Origin of the sequence: Streptomyces sp. CWNU-52B, from assembly GCF_047444975.1 — a bacterium.
In the GTDB taxonomy this organism is placed as follows: Bacteria; Actinomycetota; Actinomycetes; order Streptomycetales; family Streptomycetaceae; genus Streptomyces.
In genome coordinates, this window is sequence record NZ_JBLFJV010000019.1 from 1 (window position 1) to 15,727 (window position 15,727).

At 70.6% G+C, this 15,727-nt stretch carries 12 protein-coding genes; 7 read left to right on the top strand and 5 right to left on the bottom strand.

Annotated features, from left to right (window positions below; all coding sequences use genetic code 11):
• Nucleotides 1-418 precede the first annotated feature (418 nt).
• Nucleotides 419-2,314 carry an acyl-CoA dehydrogenase gene (locus ACLVWQ_RS17870; protein ID WP_414109804.1) on the bottom strand — a complete coding sequence of 632 codons (1,896 nt, stop codon included), beginning with the start codon at nt 2,312-2,314 and terminating at the stop codon, nt 419-421.
• 299 nt (nt 2,315-2,613) lie between these two features.
• On the opposite strand from ACLVWQ_RS17870, the gene ACLVWQ_RS17875 reads away from it, so the two are divergent.
• From ACLVWQ_RS17875 to ACLVWQ_RS17885, 3 genes are all read left to right on the top strand, one after another.
• Nucleotides 2,614-3,408 carry a ScbR family autoregulator-binding transcription factor gene (locus tag ACLVWQ_RS17875; RefSeq protein WP_414109806.1) on the top strand — a complete coding sequence of 265 codons (795 nt, stop codon included), beginning with the start codon at nt 2,614-2,616 and terminating at the stop codon, nt 3,406-3,408.
• A gap of 51 nt (nt 3,409-3,459) precedes the next feature.
• A complete protein-coding gene (locus ACLVWQ_RS17880) occupies nt 3,460-4,803 on the top strand; it encodes a cytochrome P450 family protein (protein ID WP_414109807.1) in 1,344 nt (447 codons plus the stop codon).
• A gap of 73 nt (nt 4,804-4,876) precedes the next feature.
• Nucleotides 4,877-5,578: a ScbR family autoregulator-binding transcription factor gene (locus ACLVWQ_RS17885; RefSeq protein WP_414109808.1), complete on the top strand. Its 702-nt coding sequence runs from the start codon at nt 4,877-4,879 to the stop codon at nt 5,576-5,578.
• Nucleotides 5,579-6,039: 461 nt separating this feature from the next.
• Here ACLVWQ_RS17885 and ACLVWQ_RS17890 read toward each other — a convergent pair whose 3' ends face one another.
• Both ACLVWQ_RS17890 and ACLVWQ_RS17895 read right to left on the bottom strand, forming a co-directional pair.
• The gene (locus ACLVWQ_RS17890) at nt 6,040-7,749 is read right to left on the bottom strand and encodes an IclR family transcriptional regulator C-terminal domain-containing protein (RefSeq protein WP_414109809.1); all 1,710 of its coding nucleotides are present in this window, start codon (nt 7,747-7,749) and stop codon (nt 6,040-6,042) included.
• Between the two features lie 156 nt (nt 7,750-7,905).
• The gene (locus tag ACLVWQ_RS17895) at nt 7,906-9,189 is read right to left on the bottom strand and encodes a M6 family metalloprotease domain-containing protein (RefSeq protein ID WP_414109811.1); all 1,284 of its coding nucleotides are present in this window, start codon (nt 9,187-9,189) and stop codon (nt 7,906-7,908) included.
• Between the two features lie 370 nt (nt 9,190-9,559).
• Here ACLVWQ_RS17895 and ACLVWQ_RS17900 point away from each other — a divergent pair, with 370 nt between their 5' ends.
• Nucleotides 9,560-10,204, top strand: a complete 645-nt coding sequence (locus tag ACLVWQ_RS17900) for a TetR/AcrR family transcriptional regulator (RefSeq protein WP_414109812.1) — start codon at nt 9,560-9,562, stop codon at nt 10,202-10,204.
• 370 nt (nt 10,205-10,574) lie between these two features.
• Nucleotides 10,575-12,113: an MFS transporter gene (locus ACLVWQ_RS17905; RefSeq protein ID WP_414109813.1), complete on the top strand. Its 1,539-nt coding sequence runs from the start codon at nt 10,575-10,577 to the stop codon at nt 12,111-12,113.
• A gap of 389 nt (nt 12,114-12,502) precedes the next feature.
• Here the strand turns inward: ACLVWQ_RS17905 and ACLVWQ_RS17910 are convergent, their stop codons facing one another.
• Entirely contained in the window at nt 12,503-13,006 is a 504-nt protein-coding gene (locus tag ACLVWQ_RS17910; RefSeq protein ID WP_414109815.1) for a MarR family winged helix-turn-helix transcriptional regulator, read from the bottom strand.
• A gap of 99 nt (nt 13,007-13,105) precedes the next feature.
• On the opposite strand from ACLVWQ_RS17910, the gene ACLVWQ_RS17915 reads away from it, so the two are divergent.
• On the top strand, nt 13,106-13,906 hold the full coding sequence (locus ACLVWQ_RS17915; protein WP_414109816.1) for a dioxygenase: 801 nt from the start codon (nt 13,106-13,108) through the stop codon (nt 13,904-13,906).
• 58 nt (nt 13,907-13,964) lie between these two features.
• On the opposite strand, the gene ACLVWQ_RS17920 is transcribed toward ACLVWQ_RS17915, so the two are convergent.
• The gene (locus tag ACLVWQ_RS17920) at nt 13,965-14,483 is read right to left on the bottom strand and encodes an N-acetyltransferase family protein (protein WP_414109818.1); all 519 of its coding nucleotides are present in this window, start codon (nt 14,481-14,483) and stop codon (nt 13,965-13,967) included.
• 188 nt (nt 14,484-14,671) lie between these two features.
• Between ACLVWQ_RS17920 and ACLVWQ_RS17925 the strand changes: the two genes are divergently transcribed.
• The gene (locus ACLVWQ_RS17925; RefSeq protein ID WP_414109819.1) at nt 14,672-15,670 is read left to right on the top strand and encodes an RNA polymerase sigma factor RpoD/SigA; all 999 of its coding nucleotides are present in this window, start codon (nt 14,672-14,674) and stop codon (nt 15,668-15,670) included.
• Nucleotides 15,671-15,727 lie beyond the last annotated feature (57 nt).

The window sequence follows — 15,727 nt, forward strand, 5'->3', positions numbered from 1 at the left end:
GTCGTGGCTGGGCGCGCGGTTCCTCGCGCCCCTGGGGTGGGTGGGGGTTGGGGTGGTGTGTTTGGTGTGGGTCGGGTGTGGTTGAGCGCGCGGTTCCTCGCGCCCCTGGGGTGGGTGGGGGTTGGGGTGGTGTGTTTGGTGTGGGTCGGGTGTGGTTGAGCGCGCAGTTCCTCGCGCCCCTGGGTGGGTGGGGGTTGGGGTGGTGTGTTTGGTGTGGGTCGGTTGTGGTTGAGCGCGCGGTTCCTCGCGCCCCTGGGGTGGGTGGGGTTCGGGTGGTTTGATTGGTGTGGGGAAAAGCGGGGTGTCCCCGGCTTTTTTGGGGGCGCGGGGAACTGCGCGATCAAGTCCCTCGTGGCCGCAGTCGTACGACAGGCGGGTACCACCCACCCCCGTGGTCGAGAGGCTCGCGCGGCTCGGGTCAGTGAGCCGTTGTCGCCGGCTCGCGTGAGACGACCTCCGTGCCCCCGACCTGGCCCCCGCTGGCGATCGGGATGCTCGACAGCACCTCCGCCGGCAGGTCGAACGCGTCGACCAGGGTCATCAGGTGCGGGGCGAGATCGGCCATCACCGTGTCGACCGCCTTCGGCAGGGCCCGTACGTGATCGGCCGTCAGCCACCCCTCGGCGAGCAGATCGCCGGTGTGCTCGCCGAGCTGCTTGAGCAGGAACAGCCGGCACAGGTTCCGCATCAGATGCCCCGCCCGGGGATCCGCGGTCCGGTCGACCGCGGCCAGGAACGCGTCGGCCGCCAGCAGCCGGGCGTGCGCGGACACCATCTCCAGTGCGGCGTCCGCGGTCACGTTCCAGCGGCCGACCGGATCACCGGAGGGACCCTCGCGCAGAGCGGTGCGCGCCCGGTCCTGCCAGATGCGCTCGACCTCGGCCAGCAGGTCCCGCAGGAAGCGCAGCTCGGTGAGCTCGTGATCACCGGGACCGCACGGGCCACCTGCGGCACTCGCGGTACCCGCGGCACTCGCGTCACCCGCGGAAGCGGACTTCGTGTTCCGCCGTGCCACCTCGTGGCCGAAGACCATCTCGGAGGCGGCCTTCACCCAGATCACCAGATTGTCGCCCTCGGCCGTGATGCCCCCCTCGATGTTGAGGGGCAGGTCGGCCAGCCCGTTGGCCGGGAACAGACCCTGCGCGCCACAGCGTTCACGGCACTCGGTGGTGATCGCACGGGCCTCCCAGGTGATCCAGCCCTTGGCCACGGCCACCTCGCGCTCCACCTCCGCCCGGTCCTCCTCGGTGTGCGCGGCGAACCGCCGCACCGTCGACCGGTGCAGGAACGTCATCGCGTACGCCGAGGCCAGCGCGTGCAGCAGCCGGCCGTGGTGGCTGCGGTGGGCGGCCAGCGGAATGCGCTCGCCCGCCTTCGGACCGGACAGCAGACGACTGTGGGCGTACCGCACCGCGATCGTCAGCGCCGCCCGGGACATGCCCAGGGTGCCGGCGCTCATGCAGAGCTTGCCCATGGTCACGCGGTTGATCGAGCGCAGGAGCCGTTTGCGTCTGTTGCCGAGGTTGCTGGTCAGCGTCCCGTCGGCGGCCAGCCGCCCGTGCTCGGCCTCCAGCAGCGCCTCGCGCGGCAGCCACACATGGTCGAACGCGGTGAGGCAGTGGTCGACCGGGGTGCCGGTGCGCTGGGGCAGCCGGTGGACCCGTACGCCGGGCAGATGGCCGCTCTCGTCGCTGAGCGGGGTCAGGAACAGGAACGTCCCCCGGTCCTCGTCGTCCACCAGCAGGCGGGCCGCGACCAGGGCCGTCTTGGGGCCGCCGGTCAGGCTGGTGTTGGGCATGAACTTCTGCGCGCCCTCGGTGGGAGTGGTCAGGAGGAAACCGCCCGTCGCCCGGTCGTAGACCGCGACCGTCTCCATCGCCGCCACGTCGTTCCCGTGCTCCAGCTCCGTACAAAGAAACGTTCCTGTGTGCTGTATCGAGGTAAAGGCGGACAGGTCCCTCTCCGGTCCGCCGTCATGGTCGAGAACGCTGCCAAGAAAAAGGTTGTAGTGGATGCTCGCGAGGGTGGTCAGGCCACCGTCCACCGGCCCGGTCCACTCGTGCAGCCCCGCGAGGCGGTACGGGTCGGTCGCCAGTTCCACCGGATCGCCCGCGGCCTCGTTCAGCAGCCGCAGCCGCTCGTACGAGAGTGCCGTACGCTCCGGCGGCAGAAGCTCGGCCCGGTAGGCGAACTCCTTGCCTGAGACGAGCCGGCGCCAGACGTCGTGGACGCGCTCACGGTCGGCGTCCTCGAACAGGAGCTGGGCCAATTTGTCGGCGACTGGGTGGGTCTTCGTGTGCACGGGCACGGTCATCGAATTCCCCAGAGGGTGGGATCGGTTGGATGCGAACCACTGCCCCCTGAAGATACGTACCAACCGGTTTTGTTTACAAGGGTGCCCGGTGGTGCGTAGGGGCTCACTGGGGGGACTCGGGGGCGCTGGGAGCGTTGTTGATGCATTGTCGCAGCTCACCGATGTGCCGTGATATCGGAAAGCCGGGAATGCTTGCGAAACCGTTTGGCTGGTTTTATTCTGTGCCGCGAAAAAGTCCGCGTACAATACAGACCACTTGGTCTCTTTTCCCGGTGAGCGGGATCGTACGGAGGTATCCCGTGGCACAGCAAGAGCGAGCCATTCGGACGCGACGCGCGATTCTCGTCGCGGCGGCCGAAGTGTTCGACGAGGTCGGGTACGAGGCGGCGACCATCTCGGACGTTCTCAAGAAGTCGGGCATGACGAAAGGCGCCCTCTACTTCCACTTCACGTCCAAGGACGAACTCGCCCAGGAGGTGCTCGCGGAGCAGGTCGAGTCCCTGCCGCGGGTGCCCGAGCACGAGTTGAAGCTCCAGCAGTCGCTGGACGAGGCGCAGTTGCTCGCGTATCTGCTCAAGCAGGACACCGGCGACCCGATCGTCCAGGGCAGTGTGCGTCTCACCGTCGACCAGGGGTCCCCCAAGGACCCCCTCAACCGCCAGGTGCCGATGCAGGCGTGGCAGGACCACAACCAGGCCCTCTTCCAGGAGGCCAAGGTCAAGGGCGAGATGCTGCCGCACGTCGACGTGGAGGCCCTGGCCAAGCTGTTCGTCGGCGCCTTCACCGGTGTCCAGGTGCTGTCACGGATCATGACGAGCCGGGTGGACCTGGCGGAGCGGGTGGCCGACCTCTACCGCCATCTGATGCCGTCGGTCGCGGTGCCGGGAGTTCTCGTACGGCTGGACTTCTCGCCGGAGCGGGCGGCCCGCGTCTACGAGGAGGCCATGCGGCTGCGCGCGGCCGAGGGCGAGGCGGCGGACCCGACGGCCGAGGCGGAGGTGGAGGCGGAGGGCGATGGGGCCCGGTCCTCCGGCCGGCCCGGGAGACAGGCGCGGGGCGGGACACCGGCGGAGACCGTGCCCGCCGTCCAGTGAGGCGCCCCGTGCCGGCGGGCGCGCGAACGACCTACCGAACGGAGTACAGGAATGAACATGCCCGCCTGCCCGTACGCGCTCGACGTGACGGGGCGCGACCTCGTCGGTGAGGCCGAGAAACTGCGCTCGAGAGGGCCGGCCACGGAGGTGGAGCTGCCGGGCAAGGTGGCCGCCTGGGCGGTCGTCCGGCAGAAGTACGTCAAGCGGCTCCTGCTCGACCCGCGGGTGTCCAAGGACGCCCGGCAGCACTGGCCCGCCTTCGCCGAAGGCCGTATAAGCGCCGACTGGCCGCTCTACCCGTGGGTCGCCAACGAGAACATGCTGTTCTCCTACGGCGAGCACCACGCCCGGCTGAGGCGGCTGGTCGCGGGCGCGTTCACCGCACGCCGGAGCGAGGCCCTGCGGCCACGGATCGAGGAGCTCACGGCCGGGCTGCTGGACGGGCTGGCCGCCCTCCCCGCCGGTGAACGGGTCGATCTGCGGACCGAGTTCGCCAAGCTGCTGCCGATGCGGGTGATCTGCGAGCTGTTCGGGGTCTCGGAGCGGGCACGCGAACCGCTCTGCGCCGCGCTGGAGTTGGTGTTCGGCACGTCGGTGCCCGCCGCCGAGATGGCCGCCGCGCAGGTCGAGGTCTTCGGGATGCTGGCCCAGCTGGTCGCCGAGAAGCAGGCCGCTCCCGGCGGTGACCTGACGTCCGCGTTGATAGAGGCCCGCGACCAGGACGGCGGCCTCACCGAGCAGGAACTCCTCGGCACCCTCTATCTCATGATCGCCGCAGGTCAGGAGACGACCTGCACCCTCATCACCAACGCCGTCGGAGCCCTGCTCTCGCACCCCGAGCAGCTGGCCCACATCCGCGCCGGCCGGGCGACCTGGGCGGACGCGGTCGACGAGACACTGCGCTCGCGCAGCCCGGCGGCGTACTCGCCGATGCGGTTCGCGGTGGACGACATCGAGCTGGACGGCATCGACCTCGACGGCATCGTGCCGGGCGCTGTCACGCAGGAGAAGAGCGAGACGGGAAGGGGCGAGACGGGAAGGGGCGAGACGGGGAGCAGGAGTGAGCCGGGAGAAGGCGAGCCGGCCGGTGTGGTGATCCGGAAGGGGGACCCCATCCTCGTCTCCTTCGCGGCCGCGTCCGGGGACCCCGAGGCGTACGGGGACGATGTCGCCGTCTTCGACCTGCTGCGACCGGGCCGACGTGAGGACCTGGCCTTCGGGTACGGGGTGCACCGGTGCCTGGGGGCGCCCCTCGCACGGATCGAGGCGGGTGTGGCGCTGGCCGGTCTGTTCGAACGCTTTCCCCAACTGTCCCTGGCGGTACCGGTGGACGGGATCGAGCCAGTGGAGTCCTTCATCGTCAACGGCTACGGATCTCTACCCGTCCTGCTATAGAAACCGCGACAGTGGTTTGTTATGGTGTCCCTACCTTTCCGGGAGGCATGTCCTCGCGACAACGGAGCGTCCTATGGTCCAGCAGGAGCGCGCGGTGCGTACGCGCAACGCCTTGATCGAGTCGGCAGCCGAGCTCTTCGGCAAGTACGGCTTCGACGTCGTGTCCCTGTCCACGATCAGCACACGGGCAGGGGTGAGCAACGGCGCCCTGCACTTCCACTTCGCCAGCAAGGCCGCGCTGGCCACGGCGGTGTGGGAAGCGGCGGCCCAGCGGCTGCGCCGGATCACCAACGAAGGCGCGGCGCGGGGGCAGGCCGCCGGCTGCGGCGGGTCCCTGCAGGTGCTGGTCGACACCACGCACGCCCTGCTGCGGGGGCTCCGGCACGACGTGATCCTGCGGGCCGGCTTCGACCTGAGCGAGAACCCCGTGCCGGTGGCGCCCGTGGCGGACCTGCGGCGGCGGTGGCAGGCCTGGGTGGAGAGCCTGCTCGTCCAGGCGGCCCGGGAGGGCGCGCTGGCGCGCGACGTGGCGCCGCAGGACGCCGCGCACGCGGTGGTCGCGGCGACCGTGGGCTTCGGCTCGCTGGGCAGCCGCAACGCGCAGTGGCTGTCGCAGACCATGCTGACCCGCTTCTGGTCCCTGCTGCTCCCACGCCTCGCGACGGAACCGACCCTGAAGGAACTGGTCGCCTCCGGCCGCCGCCGAGAGACCGCCCCAGAGCCCCGCATCCACACCACCACACCCCCACGCTTCTTGGCCCGCCAGAGCGCATAGCGCCCCACGCGGGCCCGGTGTTTGAGGCCCGCGCGGAACGACGCGCTCGCCCCCCATGCCCCCGCAGCCGCCACTGCGGCACGAGGCACCCCTCGCGGGGGCGGCTTTTAGGGGCGCGGGGAACGGCGCGCTCAGCCCCCACGCTCCCGCAGCCGCCAACGCGGCACGAGGCACCCCCCGTGGGGGCGGCTTTTAGGGGCGCGGGGAACGGCGCGCCCAGCCCCCACGCTCCCGCAGCCGCCAACGCGGCACGAGGCACCCCTCGCGGGGGCGGCTTGTAGGGGCGCGGGGAACGGCGCGCTCAGCCCCCACGCTCCCGCAGCCGCCAACGCGGCACGAGGCACCCCTCGCGGGGGCGGCTTTCAGGGGCGCGAGGAACTGCGCGCCCAGCCCCCACACCCCCGCAGCCGCCAACACCCCACCAGCCACCCCCTCCCGCGCGGGCTGCTCAGGCGGGCCGCTCAGGCGGGCCGGACCTTCGTGAACCGACCCGCCACCCGAAGATCCGCCTCGATCAGCCCCGCCGTCGCCGACAGCTGAGGCAACACCTCACCCACACACTGCTCGACGGTCCGCCGTGAACTGTGCATGGCCACGTTCACGGCGGCCACCACCCTCCCCGTACGGTCCCGGACGGGCACCGCGATCGACCGCAGCCCCTCCTCCAACTCCCCGTCCGCCAGGGCGTACCCGGCCTCCCGCACCCGCTCCAGGACGGCCGCGAGGGCACCCGCGTCGGTGACCGTGCGCGGCGTCAGCGCGTGCAGGCCGGTCAGGAACGGGCCCCGCTCGGCCAGAGGCAGCCCCGCCACCATCACCCGCCCCAGCGAGGTCGCGTACGCGGGCAGCCGGGTGCCCACCGTGATGTCCACGCTCATGATGCGGCTGGTGGCGACCCGGGCCGTGTACTGGATCTCGGCCCCGGCCAGCACCGCGAGCGACGCCGAGTCGTGCAACCGGCCCGCGAGCTCGGCGAGATGCGGTGCCGCGATCTGCGACAGCGTCGTGCGCGACAGCGGCGGGAAGCCGAGGGCCAGGACCCGGGGCGTCAACGTGAAGGTCCGCCCGTGGGACCGCACATGCCCCAGGTGCTCCAGCGTGATCAGCGCCCGCCGGGCGGTGGCCCGCGCGAGCCCCGTCGCCTGCGCCACATCGGTGAGCGTCAGCTCGGCCCGGCCCTCACCGAACGCCGTGATCACGGTCAGCCCGCGGGCCAGCGACTCGACGAACTCCCGGCCCAGTTCCTGCTTCGAGGCACCGGTCCAGGTGGCGAGCCCGGCGGGAGCGGCGGGGGCGGCGGGCGGCTGCGCGGGGGCCTCGCGCAGGTCCCGTTCCATGGCGCGTACCGTCGCCCGCAGCCGGGGCAGCATGGTCTCCCGCAGGGAGTCCGCGGTGTGGCGGCTGGTGTGGCTCACCACGCTCACCACACAGGCGATGCGCCCACCGTGATCCCGTACGGGTGCCGAGACGGCGACGAGGCCCGGCTCGATCAGCTGGTCGTCGACGGCCCAGCCCTGGGCGCCCGCCTGGTGCGCCCGCCGCTCGAACTCCTCGTCCCGGGCGGAGTGTTCGGCGGGCTGCTCGCGTGGAGGTACCGCCGGGAATCCGCGGTCCTGCGGGTCCGCCGACCGCCGCTCCCGCCACCGGGCCCAGTCCTCGCCCGTCCACTCGGTGGCGAACAGCGGCCCGGGAGCGGTCCGTTCGGCCGGCAGCAGGTCGCCGATGCGGAAGCTCAGGGACATCGCGCGGCGGCGGGTGGCCTGGTGGATGAAGCGGATGCCGTCCCGGTCGGCGACCGCGAGGGAGACGGACTCGTCCAGCTCGTCCGCGAGCGCGTCGGCCCGCGTGTCCAGCAGCCGGGGCAGCCGCAGCGCGGCCAGGTAGGCGTTGCCCAGCTCCATCAGCCGTGGCGCGAGTACGGCGTCCCGGCCGTCCAGGCGCAGGTAGCCCATCCGGGCGAGGGTCGCCGCGATGCGGTCCACCGTGGACCTGGCCAGTCCGGTGGACTTCTCCAGGCCGCTGAGGCTCGACGTGCCACCCGCCTCGGTGAGGCGGTGCAGCACGGTGATGCCGCGCATCAGCGGGGTGACGGCCTCGACGGGGACGACTGCGTCCGGCTCCGCCGGCGTCGCAGGGCCCGGCTCGGCGGAGGTGAGGTGGGTCGGTGGCATGGGCTCCCCATTACGGTGTGCCGCCCACGGTAATGAATGAGGTCCGCTCCGCGCGGGAGGGCCGTACGGAAGCCGCGGGTGGCCGCGGGTGGCCGCAGGTCGTGGGGGCCGGTCGCACAGGGCGCCGCGTCACGTACGGCGATCACGGTCGGGCGATCACGTACGGGTCACGTACACCCGGTGGTTGCCCTTGGAGTCGGTGCCCGCGACCGTGATCCGGATGCCGGTGTCCAGGTCCTTGAAGTACTGGCCGGGGGAGAAGGGCGCGTCGGAGAGCTCGGCGTGGACGTTCGGGCTTCGGGTGCAACCGCCGCTGTCCTTCGTGGAGTCGATCACCGAGATCGGGCCCTGGCCGGTGTCGACGTCGGCGTTCACCTTGTAGATCAGTACGCCCGACTTGCAGACCGACTCGTCGTTGCCCGCCTGGGTGCGCAGTTCGACCGCGTACCCGGTCTTCGAGTCGACGGGCACGAAGACCAGTTTGACGCCGGTGCCGGGCTCGGTCAGCGGCGTCAGCAGATGCTCGGTCGTGCCGGGCTCGGCCGCGCAGCCGACCTGCGCGTCGTCGAGCCAGCCCAGCTTCCACTTGTGCCAGCCCAGCAGGTCGTTGTCGGCCCCCCAGTCCTCGCTCATGATGTCCCAGTGCCCGACCGCGCCGCCCCCGTCCTGGGTGTAGAGGTCGGGCAGCCCGAAGACATGGCCGTTCTCGTGGGGGAGCACGCGGTAACCGGTCTCGGCGTACGAGCCGGACCCGTCGTCCTGGCGGCTGTAGACGAAGGACGCGTTGGCCACGGGCACCCCGTCCGCGACCGGCGCCTCGGTGTTGCCCGCGAAGGTGACGGACAGGACCGTGTCCAGGGCGGACGGGCCGGCGTTCGGGGTGATCAGGATGTTCAGCAGGTCGTAGTCCTGGAAGTCCACCTTCGGGTCGGCGGTGGTCACGATGTCCTGGACCAGCTCGCGGTAGCCGGGGTCGAAGGGGGCGCCGCGTTCTATCCCGTACTCCTTGAACGACTTGGGCATCCGCAGCCAGTCGCCTATCGGGGCCTGCGGGCGGTAGTCGAGGCGGCCGTACGAACTGGTGCGGAACCAGTCGGTGGTCTGCGGGAAGAACTCGCCGAAGCGGTCGAGCGCCTTGCCCTGGCCGGGGGCGTCGGAGAAGTCGACCATCAGGTTCAGGGCCCGGACGGTACCGGTGGAGCGCGCGTAACCCGTGGGGGTGGGGATGCCCTCCGACATCTGCACGCCCAGCGAGCCGCTGATCATGCAGGGGCCGAGCGGGGAGGACCGGGCCAGTGCGATGGGTCCCGCCGTCGTCGTCGAGCCGGCCGAGAGATGTCCCGATCCGGCGGAGGTGCTGACCGCGAGGGTGAGGACGCTGACCGAGAAGAGGGCTGCGGTGCGACGGCGCGGGCGTATCCGACGGCTGCTCGGCTGCATACGGAGGCCTTTCGCTCCAGGCAGCCCACCGTGGCCGGCTGCATCCTGTCCGACTCACCCTGTGCCGCCGAATGCGCGGGCGCGCGCTGGAGGAGACCGATCGGGGAAGAGGCCCGTGACGGCACGGGCCGACGGCGGCCGGGGCCGACCGAAGGCAGGGGCGGACGGGCCGCGGCGGTACGGCCGGCCGCGACGGGGGATAAACCCATGGACCCGGTCCTGTGACTCAGGTCACAAGAAGTCTCTTCGGGAACGGGAAATAACCGGGGATCGTTTCCCCGTTTAGCCATGTGTCCGCATGAAGACGGGGGAAGGTCCCCGGACCGCGCGGACGGCAGAGACCACCGAGAGATCTTCGAAGGAGTACGCCGTGGAGACCGCGACCGTCGCACAGCGCAAGGTGCCCCGCCCGAGGGCCGATGCTCTGCGCAACCGGGAGCGGATCGTCGTCGCCGCACGGGACATGTTCGTCGAGTTCGGCGCCGAGGTGCCGTTCGACGAGGTGGCCCGCCGGGCCGGCGTCGGCAATGCCACGCTGTACCGCAACTTCCCGGACCGTGAGGCCCTCCAGCGTGAGGTCGTCTGCTCGGTCCTGGATCGCGTCTCCGAGCAGATCGAGCAGGAGCTCGCCGAGTCCGGCGACGCGTTCGAGGCACTCTCGCGGTTCGTCCACACGTCGGCCGACGAGCGGATCGGCGCCCTGTGCCCGATGCTCTCCGCGGCCTTCGACGACATCCACCCGGACCTGGTCGCCTCGCGCGAGCGGGTCGAGAGCCTGGTCGAGGCACTCATGGAGCGAGCCCGGGGGACGGGCCGTCTCCGCTCCGACGTCGCCGTCGGGGACCTCATGGTCGCCATCAGCCAGCTCACCCGGCCTCTGCCGGGCACCGCGTGCCCGAACATGGACCGCTTCGTACACCGCCACCTGCAGCTGTTCCTGGACGGTCTGCGGGCACCCGCCCGCTCCGAACTGCCCGGTGCGGCCGTGACCATGGAGGACCTGCGACAAGCATGACCGACCAGCCGGTCCGGACCGCGGCCCGCCGGACCGACCGACCGAGCGACTGATCACCGGGCGACCGATCACCGGCAGCCGGCTGGGCGAGCGTTCCCCGACCGGGGTTCGACGGACCAGCCGACCGACCGACAGGCAGATCGACTGACCGACCGACCGGACGGCCAGTTGGCCAACCGGCCGTCCGGACCGTCCGGACCGATCAGATCCGCGCACTTCGAGAGTCACTACTCACACCACAAGCCACCGGTCGTCACCGACAAAGACGTCGAGGAGGGCGTCGACAACGAAGTCGACGAAGACGTCACCGGCGACGAGCCGTCCCTTCCGTCACCTTTTTTCGCCACGAAGTCCTGAAGTGGGTACTCCCATGTCTGAAACAGTCCAGGCCAACGCCGCAAAGGCACCGGCTCCCGATTCCAACCGCTGGAAAGCGCTGGTCTTCATCGCGCTCGCCCAGCTGATGGTCGTGCTCGACGCGACCATCGTGAACATCGCACTGCCCTCGGCCCAGCAGGACCTGGGGATCTCCGACGGCAACCGCCAGTGGGTCATCACGGCCTACGCCCTCGCCTTCGGCGGACTCCTCCTGTTCGGCGGCCGGATCGCCGACATCTGGGGCCGCAAGCGCACCTTCGTCACCGGCCTGATCGGCTTCGCCGGCGCGTCCGCCCTCGGCGGTGCCGCGACGAACGAGGCGATGCTCCTCGGCTCCCGCGCCCTCCAGGGTGCCTTCGGCGCGCTGCTCGCACCCGCCGCGCTCTCACTGCTCGCGGTGATGTTCACCGACGCCAAGGAGCGCGCCAAGGCGTTCGGCATCTACGGGGCGATCGCCGGTGGCGGTGGCGCCGTCGGCCTGATCCTCGGCGGCTTCCTCACCGAGTACCTGAACTGGCGCTGGACCTTCTTCGTGAACATCCCGTTCGCGGTCGTCGCCGCGGCCGGTGCCTACTTCGTCATCCGTGAGCCCTCCGGGAGCCGCAACCGCTCGCCGCTCGACATCCCGGGCGTGGTCCTGTCCACCCTCGGTCTGGTCTCTCTGGTCTACGGCTTCACGCGTGCCGAGTCCGAGGGCTGGGGCGACTCCATGACGATCGGCCTGTTCGTCGCGTCGGCCCTGCTGCTCGCGTCGTTCGTCTTCGTCGAGTCCAAGGTCAAGGCCCCGCTGCTGCCCCTGCGTGTCATCACCGACCGCAACCGTGGCGGAATCTACCTCTCGCTCGGTCTCGCGATCATCGCGATGTTCGGCCTGTTCCTCTTCCTGACCTACTACCTGCAGATCGTGAAGGGCTACTCGCCGGTCAAGACCGGCTTCGCCTTCCTGCCGATGATCGCGGGCATGATCACGGGCTCCACGCAGATCGGTGCCCGCCTGATGACCCGCGTTCCGGCGCGGCTGCTGATGGGCCCCGGCTTCCTGGTCGCCGCGCTCGCCATGCTGTTGCTGACCCAGATGGAGATCGGCTCGTCGTACGCGACCCTGTTCCTGCCGGCCATGCTGCTGCTCGGTCTCGGCATGGGTACGGCGTTCATGCCGGCCATGTCCCTGGCCACGCTGGGCGTCGAGCCGCGTGACTCCGGTGTCGCCTCCGCGATGGTCAACACCTCGCAGCAGGTGGGTGGCGCGATCGGTACGGCTCTGCTGAACACGATCGCGGCCTCGGCCACCACGTCGTACCTCAAGGACCACCTCGCCGGTGCCACCACCCAGTCCCAGCAGCAGCTCGTGCAGCTGGAGGCCCAGGTGAACGGCTACACCAACGCGATCTGGTTCGCCGTCGGCATCCTCGTCGCGGCCGCGGCGATCGTCTTCACCCTGGTCACCGCCAAGCCGTCGGACGTGAGCCCGTCCGCCGGTTCGGTCGAGGGCGCCGAGGAGGACCTGCTGGTCCCGGTCATCGCCCACTGACCGATCCCGACAGGGGAACCCGCTGACCTCGTACGTACGCAGGGGTGGGGACGCCTTCGTACGTACGACCCCAAGATCTGCCCCGACTCCAGACACTGGAGCCGGGGCAGATCCACACCCACATCCACCACCCACACGGGCACCGCGCAGGCTCGTGGCTGCGGCTTTCAGGGGCGCGAAGAACGGCGCAGTCTCGTGTTCTTCAGGGGCGCGGAGAACGGCGCAGTCTTGTGTTCTTCAGGGGCGCGGAGAACGGCGCAGTCTTGTGTTCTTCAGGGGCGCGGGGAACGGCGCAATCTCTTAGGGGCGCGGGGAACTGCGCGACCAGCCCCCACCCACCCGCACCCGAACTCACACCCGCACCCGGCACCCGCACACGCCGCCCAGCCCTACCGCAGCCAGGGCAGATCCGCCCCCGCCCCCTCCGGCTGAAGCCCCTCCGCCACCACCCGCATCGCCTCACCGAGAGCCTCCTGCTGCTCAGGAGTGAGCCGGTCGAAAAGCGCCTGACGAACCGCCGCCACATGCCCGGGAGCGACCCGCTCCAGCACGGCGTACCCGTCGTCCGTCAGGACGGCGAACTGCCCCCGCTTGTCCGACGGACAGTCCTCCCGTCGAACCCACCCGTTCTTCTCCAGCCGCGCGACCGCATGCGAGAGCCGGGACCGGGTGATCTTCGCCCGCATCGCCAGCTCGGTCATCCGCAACCGCCGCCGCGGCGCCTCGACCAGCTGCACCAGCAGGCCGTAGTAGATGTGCGGCATACCCGCGTCCCGCTGCAACTGGCGATCGAGATGATCCTCAAGGAGCGTGGTCGCGTGCATGAACGCACGCCAGGTGCGCTGTTCCTCGTCACTGAGCCAGCGCGGCTGGTCACCGGATGCCGTGTTCATGCACCCACTGTACGAGGGTCATCCTTGAAACTTAAACAAGTAAGCGGTAATCTGTGACTCGTTAAGCTTGATACTTCAAGCAATCAAGGAGCCGCACCCATGTCCGCACCCACCGAAGAACGTGCCGGCGTGGAGCGCATGCCGGCCCTCTACCTCTCCCACGGCGCCCCGCCCCTGGCGGACGACGCCCTCTGGCCGGGCCAGCTCGCCGCCTGGTCCGCCGACCTCCCGCGCCCCAAGGCGATCCTCATGGTCTCCGCGCACTGGGAGGAGGCCCCGCTGGCCCTCGGCGCGACCGACCCCGTACCGCTGGTCTACGACTTCTGGGGCTTCCCCGAGCACTACTACAAGGTGCGGTACGACGCCCCGGGCGCCCCCGCCCTCGCCGAGTCCGTCCGCAAGCTGCTGCGCGCCCCCGGCACGCCGGTCCAGGACATCCCGGACCGCGGCCTCGACCACGGCGCGTACGTCCCGCTGGTGGAGATGTTCCCGGCGGCCGACATCCCCGTCCTGCAGATCTCCATGCCGACGCTCGACCCCGTCCGCCTCATGGAGATAGGCCGCAAGCTGGCCCCCCTGCGCGACGAGGGCGTACTCATCGTGGGCTCGGGCTTCTTCACCCACAATCTGGCGGCCCTGCGGCAGGGCGGCATCCCCGGCTGGTCGGCCGAGTTCGACGCGTGGGGCCACCAGGCCCTCGACTCGGCGGACGTGGACGGCCTGCTCGACTTCCTCCACAAGTCCCCGGCCGGGCACCTGGCCCACCCGCGCACGGAGCACTTCGCCCCGCTGTTCGTGACCATGGGCGCGGCCGACGCCGCCGGCGACCTGGAGACCCAGCGTTCGGTGATCGACGGCTTCTGGCTGGGCCTGGCCAAGCGCTCGGTCCAGTTCGGCTGACGAGCCCGGCGGCCGGGGAAGCTCCCCGGCCCCGGTCCCGGCCCGGCCCCGTACTCCCTCAGAGCTCCTTCTCGTACCAGGCCACGTCCCAGTACCGCCCGAACTTCCGGCCCACCTCCCGGTACGTACCGACGTACCGGAAGCCGAACCGGTCGTGCAGCCGTGTCGACGCCTCGTTGGGCTGCGCGATCCCCGCGTACGCCCGGTGGAGGTCCTCGCCCGCGAGCGCCTCGAACAGCGCCGTGTACAGGAGCGTCCCGACACCCCGCCCGCCCGCGTCCGGGGCGAGGTAGACCGTCACCTCGACGGACGTCCCGTACGCCGGCTTCGGCCGGAACGCGCTCGATGTGGCGTACCCCAGAATCCGCTGTGAGTCCGCGTCCACGGCAACCATCAGCCGGTGCGGGCCGTCTTCAGGGTGGGAGAGCAGCCAAGGGCGGCGCTCCTCCGCCGTGAAGGCCGCCGTGTCGAAGGTGATCGGCGTCTCGCGTACGTAGTGGTTGTAGATGTCCGTGAGGTCGTCGAGGTCACCTACGACTCCGGGCCTGACCTGCACCTCTGTGCGTTCCGACGGCACTCGGCCTCCTTTTACGGCGGCACAGGGTACTGCAAGATCAGAAAAATCGAGAGGCGGGTTGGGAATTCTGTCCGGATTCCAGTCGTTGTTTCCATCGGAGGCAGGGCACCCGGGAGGGTGACCGAGCCGCCACCGAGACACCACCATCAGGACCTGCCCCGCAAGCCCACCATCGCAAGGGAGCACGCATGGCAACCCGTGCCGTCGCCCGTCGTAAGTCCGCCTCCGGCGAGACCGACGCGGCACGCAGTGTTCGCGTCGTAGGCGGCGAGATCGCCGACCGCGACCTGGTCGGCATGTATCTCGACGAGATAGCGCGCACACCGCTGCTCGACGCCGCCAAGGAGGTCGAGCTGTCCGAGACCATCGAGGCCGGCGTCTACGCGCGGCAGCTGCTCGACGGTGAGGCCACCGAGACAAAGGTGAAGGCCTCCCGCGAGGAGCTCGAAGCGCTGGTCGCCGACGCCGAGCGGGCCAAGGACGTCTTCATCCGGTCGAACCTCCGCCTGGTCGTCGCGGTCGCGCGCCGCTACCCCCGCAGCGGTCTGCCGCTGCTGGACCTGATCCAGGAGGGGAACGCCGGCCTGGTCCGCGCGGTCGAGAAGTTCGACTACCGCAAGGGCTTCAAGTTCTCGACGTACGCGACCTGGTGGATCCGCCAGGCCATCACCCGGTCCATAGCCGACCAGTCCCGCACCATCCGGCTCCCCGTCCACCTGGTGGAGGAGCTGGGCCGGATCCGCCGTGTGCAGCGCGAGTTCAACCGCGAGCACGGCCGCGACCCGGAGCCCGCGGAGATCGCCAAGGAGCTGGGTTCCAACCCCGAGCGCGTGATCGACGTGCTCGACTGGGCCCGCGACCCGGTCTCGCTGAACATGGCCGTGGACGACGACGGTGACACCCAGTTCGGCGACCTGCTGGAGGACACCTCGGCCGTGTCGCCCGAGCAGTCCGTGCTCACGCTGCTGCGCAGCGAGGAGCTGGACGACCTCATCGGCCGCCTCGACCAGCGCACCGCCTCGATCATCAAGATGCGGTACGGCATCGACGACGGCCGGGAGCGCACGCTGACCGAGGTCGGCAAGGAGCACGGCCTCACCCGCGAGCGCATCCGCCAGATCGAGAAGCACGCGCTGATGGAGCTGAAGAAGCTGGCCCGGTCCACGGGGTTCGACGCCGCGGCGTAATCCGTTCTTCGCGGCGCGGACCTCCCGGGCGGGCATACTCGGCTCCGAGAGCTCCGG

Bases quoted from the DNA above. Each gene is read 5' to 3' on its own strand.
- ACLVWQ_RS17905 (WP_414109813.1), top strand. From the start codon at position 10,575: ATGTCTGAAACAGTCCAGGCCAACGCCGCAAAGGCACCGGCTCCCGAT.
- ACLVWQ_RS17895 (WP_414109811.1), bottom strand. From the start codon at position 9,189: ATGCAGCCGAGCAGCCGTCGGATACGCCCGCGCCGTCGCACCGCAGCC.
- ACLVWQ_RS17890 (WP_414109809.1), bottom strand. From the start codon at position 7,749: ATGCCACCGACCCACCTCACCTCCGCCGAGCCGGGCCCTGCGACGCCG.
- ACLVWQ_RS17915 (WP_414109816.1), top strand. From the start codon at position 13,106: ATGTCCGCACCCACCGAAGAACGTGCCGGCGTGGAGCGCATGCCGGCC.
- ACLVWQ_RS17885 (WP_414109808.1), top strand. From the start codon at position 4,877: ATGGTCCAGCAGGAGCGCGCGGTGCGTACGCGCAACGCCTTGATCGAG.
- ACLVWQ_RS17880 (WP_414109807.1), top strand. From the start codon at position 3,460: ATGAACATGCCCGCCTGCCCGTACGCGCTCGACGTGACGGGGCGCGAC.
- ACLVWQ_RS17910 (WP_414109815.1), bottom strand. From the start codon at position 13,006: ATGAACACGGCATCCGGTGACCAGCCGCGCTGGCTCAGTGACGAGGAA.
- ACLVWQ_RS17870 (WP_414109804.1), bottom strand. From the start codon at position 2,314: ATGACCGTGCCCGTGCACACGAAGACCCACCCAGTCGCCGACAAATTG.
- ACLVWQ_RS17925 (WP_414109819.1), top strand. From the start codon at position 14,672: ATGGCAACCCGTGCCGTCGCCCGTCGTAAGTCCGCCTCCGGCGAGACC.